Genomic DNA, 14423 nt, shown 5'->3' with positions numbered 1-14423 from the left:
AATGCAGGGGGCCTGCGGGTGAAAAAACGGTTCGGAATCAGAAGGCGCCGCCGATGGCATCAAGCCTCAGAAGGCCCCGCCGATGGAGTGGCGGGCAACGAAGTGGCCGGGCGCAACCTGCACCAGCGGCGGCACATCGGGCTCGTCGCCCACGGCGCGGATCGGGCTGGGAATCTCGCCTTCGAGCAGCGCGCGCGGCTTGTGGCGGCGCGACGGGTCGGCCACCGGCACGGCGGCCATCAGCTTGCGTGTGTAGGGGTGTTGCGGCGCCTCGAACACAGCGCGGCGCGGGCCGATCTCGACGATCTGGCCCAGGTACATCACGGCCACGCGATGGCTGATGCGTTCGACCACGGCCATGTCGTGCGAGATGAAGAGAAACGCCACGCCCAGCTCGCGCTGCAGGTCGAGCATGAGGTTGACGATCTGCGCCTGGATGGACACGTCCAGCGCCGACACCGATTCGTCGGCCACCACCACCTTCGGATTCAGCGCGAGCGCACGCGCGATCGCGATGCGCTGGCGCTGGCCGCCCGAGAACTCGTGCGGATAGCGCTGCGCCACCTCGGGCGGCAGGCCGACCTTCTGCAGCAGCCAGTCGACGCGCTGCTGCGCCTCGGCGCCCTTGGCGATGCCGTGGATGAGCAGCGGCTCCATGATCGAGAAGCCCACCGTCACGCGCGGGTCGAGCGAGGCGAAGGGGTCCTGGAAGATGAACTGGATGTTGCGGCGCAGCGCCTGCAGCTCGCGCGTGGGCAGCTCGCGGATGTTCTTGCCGCCGAACTCGATCGCGCCGCTCTGGCTCTCGACCAGGCGCAGCAGCGAGCGGCCCGTGGTCGACTTGCCGCAGCCCGATTCGCCGACCAGCGCCAGCGTCTCGCCGGGGTACAGGTCGAAGCTGATCTTCTCCACCGCATGCACGCGGCGCTTCACGCGGCCGAAGATGCCGCTGCGCACGTCGAAGCGCGTCACCAGGTCGCGCACGCGCAGGATCGGGCCCGCGTCTTCGCGCACGGTGGTCTGCGGCGTGGTGTCGGTGCAGGGCACGGTCTCGGTGCTGTCTTCGGTGCCGGACTCGGTACGAAGGAGCTCGAACTTGGCCGGCAGGTCGGTGCCCTGCATCGCGCCCAGCTTGGGCACGGCCGACAGCAGCGCCCGGGTGTAGGGATGCTGCGGCGAGGCGAACACGGTGTCGGAGCTGCCGGCTTCGACCTTGTCGCCGCGGTACATCACGAGCACGCGGTCGGCGATTTCGGCCACCACGCCCATGTCGTGCGTGATGAAGAGCACGCCCATGCGCATCTCTTTCTGCAGTTCGCGGATGAGCTGGAGGATCTGCGCCTGGATCGTCACGTCGAGCGCGGTGGTGGGCTCGTCGGCAATCAGCAGCTGCGGCTTGCACGACAGCGCCATCGCGATCATCACGCGCTGGCGCATGCCACCCGACAGCTGGTGCGGAAAGCGGTCGAGCACGTTGCGCGCTTCGGGAATGCGCACGAGTTCGAGCATGCGCAGCGCCTCGGCGCGCGCCGCCGCATTGCTCTTGCCCTGGTGGATGCGGATGGCCTCGGCGATCTGGTCGCCGGCGGTGAACACCGGGTTCAGCGAGGTCATCGGCTCCTGGAAGATCATCGCGATGTCGGCGCCACGGATGCCGCGCATCGTGCTGTCGCGCGCCTGCGCCAGGTCGAGCACCTCGCCGTTGCGCCGGCGGAAGGCCATGCTGCCGCCGAGGATGCGGCCGCCGCCGTGCTCCACCAGCCGCATCAATGCGAGCGAGGTGACCGACTTGCCCGACCCCGATTCACCCACCACCGCGAGCGTTTCGCCGTGGTCGACGTGGAAGGACAGCTTCTTGACGGCGTCGACCGTGCGCTCGGAGGTCGAGAAGCGCACGGTGAGGTCGTCGACGGCGAGGACGCGGCCGTCGGGCAGGTTCAGGGCAGGGGAGGACATGGCGGATGCGAGGAAAAAAGGGGCGGGCGTCAGGCGAAGATGGCGGTGACCGGGGCTTCATCGCCGCGCGCGTGGCCGCGGTACATGCCTTCGGTGTTGAAGGCCAGGCTCAGGTTGCCGTGGCGGTCGACGGCGATCAGGCCGCCGGTGCCGCCGATGGCGGGCAGCGACTCGTGCACCACGGCGTGCGTGGCCGCTTCGAGCGTGGCGCCGCCGTAGGCCATGCGCGCGCAGATGTCGTAGGCGGCCGCGACGCGGATGAACATCTCGCCGCTGCCGGTGCACGAGATGGCGGCGGTGCGGTCGTCGGCGTAGGTGCCGGAGCCGATGAGCGGCGTGTCGCCGACGCGGCCCACGCGCTTGTTGGTCATGCCGCCGGTCGAGGTGGCGGCGGCCAGGTGGCCGTGGATGTCGAGCGCCACGGCGCCGACGGTGCCGAACTTCTTGTCTTCGTCCAGCGGCGGCTTGGTCATGGCGGCGCCTTCGTGGTCGGTGACCACGCGGCCCGTGTTGCGCACGCGGTACAGCTGCTGGCGGCGCGCGTCGGTAGAGAAGAAGAAGGGCTCGACCATCTCCAGCCCGCGGTCGCGCGCGAAGGCCTCGGCGCCCGCGCCGGCCAGCAGCACGTGGGCGCCGTCCTCGAGCACGGCGCGCGCGGCGCGCACCGGGCGGCGCACGTGGCTCACGCCGGCGATGGCGCCGGCCGCGAGCGTGGCGCCGTCCATCACGGCGGCGTCGAGCTCGTGCGTTTCTTCGTGCGTGAACACCGCGCCGTAGCCGGCGTTGAAGAGCGGGCAGTCTTCGAGCATCTCGACCGCCAGGCAGGTGGTGTCGAGCGCGGACATGCCCTTGAGCAGCGCGGCTTGCGCGGCGCGCACGATGGCCTGCAGCGCGTCGTGGTAGGCCTGCGCCTGCTCGGGGTTGGTCGTCGAGGCGCTGATGGTGCCGGCGCCGCCGTGGATGGCGATGACCGGTGTGACGTTCTTCATCGGGAAGCTTTCTTCTTTTTCTTGCCGGCGTCGGAAGCGACGGCGGCGGGGAGGGGGGGCATGGAGACTTCGCCGCGCGCATGGCCCTGGCCCAGCCCGCCGTGCAGCCACGGGCGCACCGCCTGCAGGATGCGGCCGGCCGACTGCGCCGCGCCGGGCGCGCGCAGGGCGACCGCGCTGGTCAGTGCCTCGATCAGCGCGAGCACGCTGGTCTCGCAGTTGGGGCGGTAGCTGGTTTCGGTCTGGCCGTACAGCACCACGTCGGCCAGCGGCGCGATGGGCGAGCTGGGGCGGTCGGTCAGCGCGAGCACCGCGCAGCCCTGGCCGCGCGCGATCTGCGCGAGTGCCACCGTGTCGGTGAGGTAGCGCGGAAAGGTCAGGCCGATGAACAGGTCCTGCGGCCCCGCATGCATCAGCGTGCGCGCCGAGTGCGTGACGCCGCTCACGCTGGAGAGCATGCGCACGTCGCTGCAGGAGCCATCGAGCCCGTGCTGCAGCAGCCCTGCGAGCCAGGCGCTGGCGCCGAAGCCGCCGATGTAGATCGAGCGCGCCTTCAGGATGCGCTGCACCGCGGCCTCGCAGGCGGCGTAGTCCAGCGACTGGCGCGTGGCTTCGATGTTGCGGCGGCTCTCGTCGAGCGCGGTGGCGAACACCTCGGCCACCGTGGTCGGGTGCTCCAGGTTGCCGCGCAGCCGCTCGACCGGCGCCACCAGCGGCTCGAAGCCGCGCACGAGCTCGGCGCGAAAGGCCGCATAGCCGTCGAAGTCCAGCGCGCGCGCAAAACGGTTGGCCGTGGCCACCGACACGCCGGCCGCGGCGGCAAGCTCGTCGATGGGCAGCGTCGCAACCTGCAGCGGATGCCCGAGCACGAAGTCGGCCACCTGCCGGTGCGAACGCGTCAGCCGCGGCAGCGCCTGCGCAATGCGCTGGGCCACGGTGGTGCCTGGGGTGTCGACGTTGGTGCTCATGGGGCGGGCGATGCACCGGGAAGGGTGCGAGTGATGTAAATCGGTTTACAAATATATGTCAGTTATGAAAATTTTCTGTCATTCCCGAGCGATATCGCAAGTAGCGGGCCAGCCGCGAGGGGCTTTGGTGAGGGGCGGAAAGGGCGTGTTTCCCTCGTGGGGCGGCGTGTTCCGGGCCGTTGGGGTGCGGTCTTCAGGGATTTCCCTGATGCTGTCGTTTCATCCCCACGGGCGGGGGATCGGGGGCTTTGGAAACGAACGAATTAACTGCGAGGATGGGGTTGCATAGCGACATTGACGGCGCGGGGGCCAGCCCTGAGTATCCCGAGCGGCGCGTCTTGCGCCGGGGAACGAGGAACCAACATGAGACTGGAATGGCTTCGCCGCGCGCTCGCGGTGATGGGCTGCTGTGTGATGTTCGCGGGCATGTCCGCCTGCGGTGGCGGTGGGGGCGGTGGTGGGGGCGGCGGTGGCCTGCCGATCCTCCCGCCGACCGCAGGGCCCGTGCCCCAGCAGCCGGCACCAGCGCCGACACCGACGCCCACCAACCGCGTGGTGTCCGAATCCATCCAGTCGGGGTTCACCGGCGCGCCTTACCCTCTTTCCGTCTACCTGCCCGCCGGGTACGACCAGGGCTCCGATGCCTACCCCGTCATCTATGCCCTCGACGGCGATGCCACCAACGGCTTGCCGCAGACACGGTTCGCGAATCTCATGGATGTCCTGGTGAAGCGCGGAACGAAAGCCATCCTCGTCGGCATCGGGAACACCGGGCGACGTCAGGAGGACTACAACTTTCCCGGGGCCTTCAAGTACCACGACTTCCTCGCGAAGGAGTTGATTCCCTTCATCGATTCGAAGTACCGGACCAATCCCAAGAGCCGGATGCTCACGGGCCTGTCGACCAGTGGCAACCTGGCGGCCACAGCGCTCTTTCTCGAAGCGCCGGACAACCTGGTGTTTTCTTCCTTTGTGTCGATCGAGGGCGCTTTCTGGCAGCAGGAGGCCCAGAACAACGATCTCGAAAAGAAGATGTTCGACGCGTTGGCGGGCAGGCCGCTGCCAGTCACGTTGATACTTGCAAGTTGCATAAGTGGCTGCAATCAACAGTACGTGAGGGCGCTGTACCAACGGATGGCGGCGCGGGGCTATGTGGGGCTGCAGCTGCTCAGTACGGAGTTCAACGCCACGCACGTCGGCGCGGATGTCCTGGCGTTCGAAGACGCGGTGGTGCGAATCTACAAGTAGGCGGCCATGGCCGCGCCGCGAACCCGACGCCCGGGGTTCGCGGGCGGCGTTCTCATGCCGAGAGCGATTTGGGCGGGTAGCCGGCCTCTGTGAGCACGGCCACCACGGAAGGGCTGTCCTCCGTGGTGTCGATGCGCACCGTCCTGCTCTTCAAGTCCACCTCGATCCTGGCCTGCGGGTCCAGGTCCTTGATGGCGCGGGTGATGCGGCCGGCGCAACTGCCGCAGGTCATCGACTGGATTTCAAACGCTTGCATGGGGTGAGTCCTTTCAAAAGAGTGACTCGCAGTGTCAAGCTTGGCATCGTGTGAAGGTCAAGCGCGGCGAAGGCCTGACCCCTGGCGTGCCAAGGTCATGCGCTGTTCGCGTTTGACTCTCTCATGGTGTGAAGGTTGAGACTTCGCGCTTTGGCTCGAAGGAGAACCCCATGGAACATCCCACGGCGCCGGCTGCTGCGGCGCGCTTGTCCCTTGCCGATGTCGTTGCGCGCTCCGGTGCGTCCGCGCAGTTGCTGAGCGACTGCGAATCGCTCGGACTGCTCGACGACACGGCGCACGCCGGCCGCTACGACGAACGTGCCGTGTCGACACTACGCTTCGTGCGGCGCGCACACACGCTGGGTTTCGACACGCCGGAAGTCGTCGAGCTGCACGCCCTGTGGCAAGACGGACGCCGCGCTAGCTTCGACGTGAAGCGCGTCGCACTCGAACGCGCCGACGACCTGGCCCAGCGGATCGAAGAGCTTGCGCACATGAAGCGCCTGCTGGAGCGCCTGGCGCATTGCTGCGAGGGTGACGAGCGCTCCGAGTGCCCCATCCTCGATGAGCTGGCCGGGCTCAAGGGCTTCGCCGGCTGCGAAGCACGGCGAGCCTGAAGCCGATCCTCAACCCGGAATGTTCGGCTCGACCAGTTGCGCCAGCGCGACCAGCGACTCCTGCCAGCCCAGGTAGCACATCTCGACGGGAATCACGTCGGGGATGCCTTCCTGCACGACGGACATGTCCGTGCCGCACGAGACCGCGGTCAGCACCACCGTGGTCTTCATCGTGCCCGGCAGGTGGGGATCGTCGAAGCTTGCGTCATAGGCAATGCGCTGGCCGGGCACGAGTTCCAGGTACTTGCCGCCGAACGAATGGCCGTGACCGGTGCCGAAGTTGGTGAAGGACATGCGCCACGCGCCGCCCACCACCGGCTCCATGGTGTGGACCTTGCCGGTGAAGCCGAAGGGCGGCAGCCAGCGCTCGAAGGCGCCGGGCTCCACGAAGGCACGGTAGAGCTTGTCGGGGGTGGTGCGCAGCACGCGGTGCAGGCGAACGGTGTTGGTGGCCATGGTTGCTTTCTCCTGATGAAGTACAGAGGACGACCCTCTGTGATGACGTCGGATGAGCCCGCTGCGATTCGACACGCTCACGGGCTAGGAAAAACCCTGGGTCGACACCCCGCGCCTCAATCGATGAACCGCGCCACGATGTCCTCGAACGACGGCAAGTCCATCGGCGTGTGCCCTCCGGGGTAGCCCTTCACGCTCAACTGAAGGCCTTTGTAGTTGTGCGCTGCGATCTTGTCGTGCAAGGCGGTGATCTCCGGGCCGCCTGTGTTGGCAGCGGCGAAGCCCAACAGCAAGGTCACAGGAATCTCCCGCGTGCTGCTGTTGGCGTACATCTGGCTTTCGAGCGGCTCGAGTTGCGCGCTTGCGCCTTTGACGGGTGGATCGGAGGGGAAGAAGTACTGGAAGGTGAACTTGCCGGCCGCGCCTTCCGTGAAGAAGGCGATGAGCGTGAAGACGCCGCCGTTCGACAGGCCCGAGAGCATGCGCTTGGCCGGGTTGGCGCGGTAGTTCGATTCGACATACGGCACCAGCTGGTCGGTCAGAAAGTCGTGGTACGGCTTGGCGCCGGGCATCAGGTAGTCGGTGTTACGGCGCGCCGTGCCGCCGATGCCGACGACGATGGCCTTCTTGCCGGCCTTCTCGAGGATGTCCGTGAAGTTCTGGAAGCGCGTCACGCTCTGGTTGAAGACCGCATCGCCATCGGTGATGTAGATCGCGGGGTACGTCGTCGTTGCACCGTCGTAACCCGACGGCAGGTAGATGTGCAGGGGATAGGTCGCACCCGTGGCCTCGGACTTCACCGAGGCCTGGACCACCCGGCCGCGTCCGGTGTCCGCGGGCGGTGGTGTCGGTGTGCCGCCGACCGGTGGCAACGGCAGCATCGCCACACCGCCCCCGCCGCCTCCACCACCCCCTCCGCCGCCGCAACCTGAAAGCCCCAGCAGCAGGGCGCAGCCCGCTGTGAACATGAGCCGGCGAAGAATCCCTCTTGTCTGCATGTGACGTTCCTTGTTGTGATGACCGTGGTGGCGGAAGCCGGGGCGATCTTAGGGGCGATGGGGTGCGGCTGTCGCGGCCGTCTTCTGCATGAACACACTCAACGGATCGTCCGGATAGTCGCCGAAGCGCTCGCGCCGCGCATACCCCGCACGCGCATAGAAGGCCAGCGCCTCGGGCTGGCTCACGCCCGTTTCCAGCCGGAACATCGCGCATCCGCGCGCCGCCGCTTCGGCTTCGAGAAAGCCCAGCACCTTGGCCGCGACGCCTTGCCCGCGGTTCTGCGGGCGCACGTACATGCGCTTGAGTTCGCCGTAGCCGGGGTTCATGACGACGGCGCCGCAGCCGATGGCCGTGCCGGCCGCGTCGCGCGCGACGGCGAACAGCACATGGGCGGCCGACAGTGCGGCAATGTCGATGCCGTAGTGGCTCTCGGGTGGGTACAGCGGCTTCTGGTACGCATCGAGGTCGTCGATGAGCTGGATGACGTCGGGCTGGTTCGGGTTTTCGATCGAGATCTGCATCGTTCGATCGTAGCGAGCCGAAGCGCTGCAAAGCCCGACGCGCGACGGGGTTCTGCGCGGCGGCCAACAATGGCCGCGTCATTCATCTTGTTCGTCAGTTCATTGATTGAAGGAGTAGAACTTTGGAATACCGTCATCTGGGCAAATCAGGCCTCAAGGTCCCAGTGCTGAGCTTCGGCACCGGCACCTTCGGCGGCAAGGGCGAGTTTTTCAGCGCATGGGGCAGCACCGACGTGGCCGAGGCGCGCACGCTCATCGACATCTGCATGGACGCCGGCGTGAACATGTTCGACAGCGCCGACATCTACTCGGGCGGCGCCGCCGAATCGGTGCTCGGCGAGGCGATCAAGGGCCGGCCGCGCGACCGGCTGCTGATCTCGACCAAGGCCACCTTCCGCAGCGGCGAGGGGCCGAACGACGTGGGCTCGTCGCGCCACCACCTCGTGCAGGCGGTCGATGCGTCGCTGAAACGGCTGGGCACCGACTACATCGACCTGTTCCAGCTGCACGGCTTCGACGCCAGCACGCCGGTGGAAGAAACGCTGTCCACGCTCGACGACCTCGTGCGCGCGGGCAAGCTGCGCTATGTGGGCGCGTCGAACTTCTCGGGGTGGCACCTGATGAAGTCTTTGGCGGTGTCCGAGCAGCGCGGCTATGCGCGCTACGTGGCGCACCAGGCGTACTACTCGCTGGTCGGGCGCGAGTACGAGTGGGAGCTGATGCCGCTGGCGCAAGACCAGGGCGTGGGCGCCGTGGTCTGGAGCCCGCTGGGCTGGGGCCGGCTCACGGGCAAGATCCGCCGCGGCCAGCCGCTGCCCGCCAACAGCCGTCTGCACGTGACGGCCGACATGGGCCCGCCGGTGCCCGACGAGCTGCTGTACCGCGTGGTCGAGGCGCTCGAAAAAGTCGGCGCCGAGGTCGGCAAGACGGTGCCGCAGGTCGCGCTCAACTGGCTGCTGCAACGCCCGACGGTGTCCAGCGTGGTGGTCGGCGCGCGCGACGAGACTCAGCTGCGCCAGAACCTCGGCGCGGTGGGCTGGAATCTCACGCCCGCGCAGGTGGCCGAGCTCGACGCGGCCAGCGCGACGACGCGCACCTACCCGTACTGGCACCAGCAAGGCTTCAAGGAACGCAACCCGAACCCGGTCTGACCGGGTTCAGTCGGGTGTCAGCCCCAGCACCCACTGCTTGAACTGCTCCAGCGCCCCGGAGGCCGGCCGGCCTTCGGGGTATGCGAAGTAGTAGCCCTGGTGCACGTCCAGGTGCCGGTCCACCGGGATCACGAGTTCGCCGGTGCGCAGTTCCTGCTCGACCAGGATGCGCGGCGCGAGCCCCACGCCCATGCCCGCCGCCGCGGCGGCCACCACCATGGTGAACAGCTCGTAGCGCGGCCCGCGCGAGGCGTGCACCGTGTACTCCCATTCCTGCTGCGCGTACCAGTCGCGCCAGGCATGGGCGCGCGTGCTCAGGTGCACGTGGCGGCAGCGCTCGAAGCCGGCTTCGTCCCACCGGGCCTGCGCGTCGCGGAAAGCGGGGCTGCAGATGGGCACCATCTCGCCCTCGGAAAAGATCAGCCCGCCGCGCGTGTTCGGCCAGAACTGGTCGCCGAAGTAGATCGCCGCGTCGTAGGCGTTTTCCTGGAACGAGAAGGGCTGCGAGCGCGCCGACAGGTTCACCGTGATGTTCGGGTGCAGCCGGCTGAAGTCGGGCAGCCGCGGAATGAGCCATTGCGTGGCAAAGGTCGGCACCACGGCCAGTTCGAGCACGAAGCCCATCTCGTGGCCGGCGCTGATCTCCAGCGTGTCGCGACGGATCTGGTCGAGGTGGCGGCGGATGCGCGCGGCGTACTCGCGGCCCACGTCGGTGAGCGTGAGCCGCTTGCGCACGCGCGAGAACAGCGGCACGCCCAGGCGCTGCTCCAGCATCGCCACCTGGCGCCCGACCGCGCTTTGCGTGAGCGCCAGCTCGGTCGCCGCGCGGGTGAAGCTCCCCAGGCGCGCCGAGGCCTCGAAGGCCTGCAGCGCGCCGAGGTTGGGAATGTCTTTTCTCATCGCGCTATTCTGGCGGGAGCGTGCGCGGCCCGGGCAACGGCCCGGGCCCGGACACCGAAGACACGGAAAGGCATCTCATGCGGCGTGTGGCGATCATCGGCGGCGGGGCCATCGGCTCGGCCATCGCGTACTTCCTGGGCGCCGACCCGACGGGCGAGGCCTTCGACATCACGGTGGTGGAGCGCGACTTCTCGTACCGGCAGGCCTCGTCGGCGCTGTCGGCCAGCTCGATCCGGCAGCAGTTTTCCACCGCCATCAACATCGAGATGTCGCTCTACGGCATCGAGTTTTTTCGCGCGCTGGGCGAAACGCTGCGCGTGGGCGACGACGTGCCGGACATCGGACTGGTCGAGCCGGGCTACCTGTACCTGGCCTCGCCGGCGGGTGTCGAGGTGCTGCGAGAGAACCACGCGATGCAGAAGGCGCACGCGGTGGACGTGGCGCTGTTGACGCCCGATGAGCTGAAGGCGCGCTTCCCGTGGATCTCGATCGAGGGCATCGAACTCGCATCGCTCGGCCTCTCGGGCGAGGGCTGGTACGACGGCTACAGCCTGCTGCAGGCCTTTCGCAAGAAGGCGGTGTCCCAAGGCGTGCGCTATGTGCAGGCGCAGGCGACGGGTCTGCAGCGCGAGGGCCGCCGCATCACCGGCGTGCAGATCGACGGCGGCGACACGCTGCAGGCGGACATCGTCGTCAACGCGGCGGGCGCGTGGGCGGCGCCGGTCGCGCAGTGGGCCGGCATCGCGCTGCCCGTGCACGGTCGACGCCGCAGCGTGTTCAGCTTTTCATGCCCGAGCACCTTGCCGGGTTGCCCGCTGGTGATCGACACCTCGGGCATCTGGCTGCGGCCCGAAGGTCGCCAGTTCATCTGCGGCTTTGCGCCGTCCGAAGACCGGGACCCCGACGACGCGCCGCTCGAAGTCGACCACGAGGCCTTCGAAAGCTTCATTTGGCCGGCGCTGGCTGAACGCATCCCGGCCTTCGAGGCCGTCCGCATGACCGGCGCCTGGGCCGGCTACTACGAGATGAACGTGTTCGACCACAACGCGATCCTCGGCCTGCACCCTGACTGCGACAACCTGTACTTCGCGAACGGCTTCTCGGGCCACGGGTTGCAGCAGTGCCCGGCGGCGGGGCGCGGCATCGCGGAGCTGATCCGCTTCGGTGCTTACCGCAGCCTCGACCTGTCGCCGCTGTCGTTCGCGCGCATCCTCGAGAACCGGCCGTTGATCGAGAAGAACATCATCTAGCTGGGTCAGTGAGGTGAACGCGACGGGGCGTGCGATGGTCGTCGGTTGAAGTCGCGGTGCCTGCTATCAGCAAGAAAAAGCCGCCTCAGAGGGCGGCTTAGGTGCAAGCTGGCTTAGCCTATTTGTCTCGGTCTTCCAGGTCGAGCGGCGGGGTTGAGCCGAAGCGAGGGTGGACACGATTGAGCTTCGAGATGAAGTCCGGGTAGTTGTTGGACAACTTCATCGCGGTAACCACGGAGGCGATATGTTCGCGGAGACGAGGATGTCCGACTTCCTGCGTCAGCCGGCGATGCAGGTGAGCCTTCTTCTCGTCCTTGCTGGCCTGCTTCTTGAGTTCCTCGAGAAGGCCCGGCGCGAGTCGTTCATAAACGATGTCGTTCGTCAAAACGCCGAAGTACTGCGGTCGGAAGCTGGGATTGTCTGGTGGCGGGTAGGGAAGGTTGCGGAGGCGAAAGAGCTCCTCGTAATAGTCCGCTGGAAACGCGCGGACATACGGCTGCAGTTCTTTCGCGACCCAGGCTTCCAGAATTTTCGCCAGCGCGTCCTTTGCGCGCTCCCGCTGGTAGCCAGTTGCCTCGTCGACGAGGGCAATGATGCCGACTCGCGCGAAACCACGAACTAGTGCTTCGCACTGCACTGCGATCGAGTCGGCATCCTCACGCTGGTGGAAAGCGGCGCGGTCACCAACCGCCGCAAGAACTACCTGCCGGGCAAATCGGTCGCGACCTTCGCGCTGGGCTCCAGCAAGCTGTACCGCTTCATGGACCGCAACCCGGGGCTGGAGATGCACCCGGTGAACTTCACCAACGACCCGGCGCTGGCGGGGCTGAACGACAACCTCATCGCCATCAACGCCACCATGCAGATCGACCTGCTGGGCCAGTGCGGCTCCGAGAGCTTGGGCCATGCGCCGTACTCGGGCACGGGCGGGCAGTCGGACTTCGTGCGCGCGGCCAACCGCTCGCGCGGCGGCAAGGCCTTCATCGTGCTGCCTTCGACGGCCAAGGACGACACCATCTCGCGCATCGTGCCCTCGCTGTCGCCCGGCACGCATGTGAGCACGAGCAAGAACGACATCAACTACGTCGTCACCGAATACGGCGTGGCGCAGCTGCGCGGCAAGTCGGCAAAGCAACGGGCGCAGGAGCTGATCGCCATTGCGCACCCGAACTTCCGGGCGGAGCTGACGGAGCAGGCGAAGCAAGCCAGGCTGCTGTGAAACGCTGGTGCGTCATTGGGACGCTGGCGCTGGTACAGGCCCTGGCTGGCTGCGCCAGCTCGGGCAGCCAGGTCGACTCGGGGTTGTGGCATCACAACGCCGGGTTGTCGAACCAGGCCATTCCGCGCCTCCTCTCCGGCGTGCCGGCCCTGGAGCGCAGCAACCCCGCGGACCCGCGCTTGCCCACGGCGTACGTTGCACTGGGCGACCTGGCGTCGGCGGATCGCAGCTTCGACGCAGCCGACGGCTTCTACAAGAAGGCGCTGCAGGCCGCACGCACCTACCACCCCGCCAATGCCACGCTGAATCGCAACGCGCGTGTGCATGGTGGCAACTTCCTGCGGGCGCAGGGGCGCAACGCCGAGGCCATCCCTCTGCTGACGGAAGCGGTCGCCATCTCTGAAGGCGATGCGTCCATGCCGCGTATCCTGTACGCCATCGATCTCGACAACCTCAGCGTGGCCTACGGTTCCTTGCCGGACGATGCACGGGCGCAGCAGCTGAGCCAGCGTGCGCTCGATGTGCTGGACGGCATCGAGCAGACCCACGCCGTCAAGGCCACGCGTGGCGTCGTGCTCTACAACGCGGCCTACCGGCTGGCGGAGAAGGGCCAGGACGCGCAGGCGGAAACCTACTACCGCCAGTCGCTGGCGGCCGTGTCGGCCTACGGCGAGAAGTGGCGGGCACGTGTCGTCCGGGACGCCTATGCCAAGCTGCTCAGGAAGACGGGCCGCGAGGCAGAGGCCGCAGCGCTGGACGCGAAGCCCTAGCTGGCTTTGGCCGCCCGCACCAGCGACGGCGTGGCTTTGTAGCTCTCGGGGAACAGCTTCTTCAGGTCGCCGATCTTCGGCAGGTCGTGGATCGCGATGTAGGGCTGGTTCGGGTGCAGCGTGAGGTAGTCCTGGTGGTAGTCCTCGGCCGCATAGAAGGGCTTGGACACCTCGACCGTGGTCGCCAGCGGCCTGTTGCCGAAGGTCTTGGCCTGGTTCAGCTGGGCGATGTAGGCGTTGGCGATGCGGGCCTGCTCGGCGTTTTCGGCGAACACGGTGGAGCGGTACTGCGGGCCGGTGTCGGGCCCCTGGCGGTTGAGTTCGGTCGGGTCGTGCGCCACCGAGAAATAGATCTGCAGCAGCTTGCCGTAGCTGACCTTGCGCGGGTCGTAGCTGATGCGCACGGCCTCGGCATGGCCGGTGCGGCCGGAGCCGACCTCGTTGTAGCGCGCGGTGCGGGCCTCGCCGCCCGCGTAGCCCGAGAGCGCATTGCTCACGCCCTCGACGCGCTGGAACACGCCCTGCACGCCCCAGAAGCAGCCGCCCGCGAACACGGCGGTGGCGGTGGTGGCGCCTGCGGGTGCGGTGAGGTCGACCGTGGGCGCGGGTACGCGGCGTGCGGTCTCGGCAAAAGATGGGGCTGCGTGCCAGGCGAAGGCGGCAACAGCGAGCGCGCCGGCGGCGATGGCGAAGGATTTCATGGCGGTCTTTCGTAGGGAGCGCAGGAAAGGGACAGTGATCCCGATCCCGCCGGCCGTCAATGGCGGCGGGGCCGGGGAGAAGGCGGCTTACTTTTTCATCTCGTCCTTGCCCATCGCGTCCTTCTTCATTTCGTCTTTGCCCATTGCATCTTTCTTCATGCCGTCTTTGGTCATGCCGTCCTTCTTCATGGCGTCCTTGCCCATGGCGTCTTTCTTCATCCCGTCCTTGGCCATGCTGTCCTTCTTCATGCCATCCTTGGCCATGTCGTCCGCGGCCAAGGCCGAGGCGCCGGCGAAGGCCATGCAGGTGGCGAGGAGGGTGGCGGTGAGCTTGTTCATGTCGGTCTTCCTGAGTTGAGGTTGGGTCTTGTTGTCGAGATCGGCGCGGTCCCAGATGGAGACACGGCCTCACGCTTTCTTCG

General features: G+C 67.5%; 16 protein-coding genes and 1 pseudogene. 6 read left to right on the top strand and 11 right to left on the bottom strand.

Translation table 11 applies throughout. The annotated features are described in order from the left end of the window. Window positions 1–66: 66 nt before the first annotated feature. From ACAM42_RS18995 to ACAM42_RS18985, 3 genes are read right to left on the bottom strand one after another with little or no spacing between them, the layout of a single operon-like run. Complete coding sequence (locus ACAM42_RS18995; protein WP_369629023.1) at window positions 67–1956, bottom strand: dipeptide ABC transporter ATP-binding protein; 1890 nt, start codon at window positions 1954–1956, stop codon at window positions 67–69. 29 nt (window positions 1957–1985) lie between these two features. Further along, window positions 1986–2945 carry an isoaspartyl peptidase/L-asparaginase family protein gene (locus tag ACAM42_RS18990; protein WP_369629022.1) on the bottom strand — a complete coding sequence of 320 codons (960 nt, stop codon included), beginning with the start codon at window positions 2943–2945 and terminating at the stop codon, window positions 1986–1988. After that, window positions 2942–3913 carry a MurR/RpiR family transcriptional regulator gene (locus ACAM42_RS18985; protein ID WP_159271651.1) on the bottom strand — a complete coding sequence of 324 codons (972 nt, stop codon included), beginning with the start codon at window positions 3911–3913 and terminating at the stop codon, window positions 2942–2944. Before ACAM42_RS18985 ends, ACAM42_RS18990 begins: the two co-directional genes overlap by 4 nt. Window positions 3914–4276: 363 nt before the next feature. Here ACAM42_RS18985 and ACAM42_RS18980 point away from each other — a divergent pair, with 363 nt between their 5' ends. Then, a complete protein-coding gene (locus tag ACAM42_RS18980; RefSeq protein ID WP_369629021.1) occupies window positions 4277–5161 on the top strand; it encodes an alpha/beta hydrolase in 885 nt (294 codons plus the stop codon). A gap of 52 nt (window positions 5162–5213) precedes the next feature. On the opposite strand, the gene ACAM42_RS18975 is transcribed toward ACAM42_RS18980, so the two are convergent. Then, window positions 5214–5417: a heavy-metal-associated domain-containing protein gene (locus ACAM42_RS18975; protein ID WP_369629020.1), complete on the bottom strand. Its 204-nt coding sequence runs from the start codon at window positions 5415–5417 to the stop codon at window positions 5214–5216. 170 nt (window positions 5418–5587) lie between these two features. Between ACAM42_RS18975 and ACAM42_RS18970 the strand changes: the two genes are divergently transcribed. Then, window positions 5588–6034 (top strand): MerR family DNA-binding protein, encoded by a 447-nt coding sequence (locus ACAM42_RS18970; RefSeq protein ID WP_369629019.1) that lies wholly within the window; start codon window positions 5588–5590, stop codon window positions 6032–6034. A gap of 9 nt (window positions 6035–6043) precedes the next feature. Here the strand turns inward: ACAM42_RS18970 and ACAM42_RS18965 are convergent, their stop codons facing one another. The 3 genes from ACAM42_RS18965 to ACAM42_RS18955 form a co-directional block, all read right to left on the bottom strand. After that, window positions 6044–6490, bottom strand: a complete 447-nt coding sequence (locus tag ACAM42_RS18965) for an SRPBCC family protein (RefSeq protein ID WP_307588679.1) — start codon at window positions 6488–6490, stop codon at window positions 6044–6046. Window positions 6491–6606: 116 nt separating this feature from the next. Further along, window positions 6607–7488: an alpha/beta hydrolase gene (locus ACAM42_RS18960; RefSeq protein WP_369629018.1), complete on the bottom strand. Its 882-nt coding sequence runs from the start codon at window positions 7486–7488 to the stop codon at window positions 6607–6609. A 48-nt stretch (window positions 7489–7536) separates the two neighbouring features. Beyond that, window positions 7537–8010 (bottom strand): GNAT family N-acetyltransferase, encoded by a 474-nt coding sequence (locus tag ACAM42_RS18955; RefSeq protein ID WP_369629017.1) that lies wholly within the window; start codon window positions 8008–8010, stop codon window positions 7537–7539. 122 nt (window positions 8011–8132) lie between these two features. On the opposite strand from ACAM42_RS18955, the gene ACAM42_RS18950 reads away from it, so the two are divergent. Beyond that, window positions 8133–9161: an aldo/keto reductase gene (locus ACAM42_RS18950; protein WP_095745477.1), complete on the top strand. Its 1029-nt coding sequence runs from the start codon at window positions 8133–8135 to the stop codon at window positions 9159–9161. A 6-nt stretch (window positions 9162–9167) separates the two neighbouring features. Here the strand turns inward: ACAM42_RS18950 and ACAM42_RS18945 are convergent, their stop codons facing one another. Further along, window positions 9168–10061 carry a LysR substrate-binding domain-containing protein gene (locus ACAM42_RS18945; RefSeq protein WP_070060857.1) on the bottom strand — a complete coding sequence of 298 codons (894 nt, stop codon included), beginning with the start codon at window positions 10059–10061 and terminating at the stop codon, window positions 9168–9170. 77 nt (window positions 10062–10138) lie between these two features. On the opposite strand from ACAM42_RS18945, the gene ACAM42_RS18940 reads away from it, so the two are divergent. Then, window positions 10139–11311, top strand: coding sequence for an NAD(P)/FAD-dependent oxidoreductase (locus tag ACAM42_RS18940; protein ID WP_369629016.1), 1173 nt, complete (start codon window positions 10139–10141; stop codon window positions 11309–11311). A gap of 118 nt (window positions 11312–11429) precedes the next feature. Here ACAM42_RS18940 and ACAM42_RS18935 read toward each other — a convergent pair whose 3' ends face one another. Then, complete coding sequence (locus ACAM42_RS18935; RefSeq protein ID WP_369629015.1) at window positions 11430–11948, bottom strand: P63C domain-containing protein; 519 nt, start codon at window positions 11946–11948, stop codon at window positions 11430–11432. On the opposite strand from ACAM42_RS18935, the pseudogene ACAM42_RS18930 reads away from it, so the two are divergent. Then, window positions 11943–12530: pseudogene (locus tag ACAM42_RS18930) on the top strand (acetyl-CoA hydrolase/transferase family protein); the annotation flags it as partial. The gene ACAM42_RS18935 and the pseudogene ACAM42_RS18930 sit on opposite strands and share 6 nt — an antisense overlap. Next, entirely contained in the window at window positions 12527–13300 is a 774-nt protein-coding gene (locus ACAM42_RS18925) for a hypothetical protein (RefSeq protein ID WP_369629014.1), read from the top strand. The pseudogene ACAM42_RS18930 and the gene ACAM42_RS18925, both read left to right, overlap by 4 nt. Here ACAM42_RS18925 and msrA read toward each other — a convergent pair. Beyond that, the gene (gene msrA, locus ACAM42_RS18920) at window positions 13297–14001 is read right to left on the bottom strand and encodes a peptide-methionine (S)-S-oxide reductase MsrA (RefSeq protein WP_369629013.1); all 705 of its coding nucleotides are present in this window, start codon (window positions 13999–14001) and stop codon (window positions 13297–13299) included. The genes ACAM42_RS18925 and msrA overlap by 4 nt on opposite strands. Window positions 14002–14088: 87 nt before the next feature. Next, window positions 14089–14340, bottom strand: a complete 252-nt coding sequence (locus ACAM42_RS18915) for a pentapeptide MXKDX repeat protein (protein ID WP_139705927.1) — start codon at window positions 14338–14340, stop codon at window positions 14089–14091. Window positions 14341–14423: the final 83 nt, after the last annotated feature.

Origin of the sequence: Variovorax sp. V35 (genome assembly GCF_041154465.1) — a bacterium.
GTDB classification, from domain to species: Bacteria; Pseudomonadota; Gammaproteobacteria; order Burkholderiales; family Burkholderiaceae_C; genus Variovorax; species Variovorax boronicumulans.
This window is presented reverse-complemented; position numbering and strand designations above follow the sequence as displayed.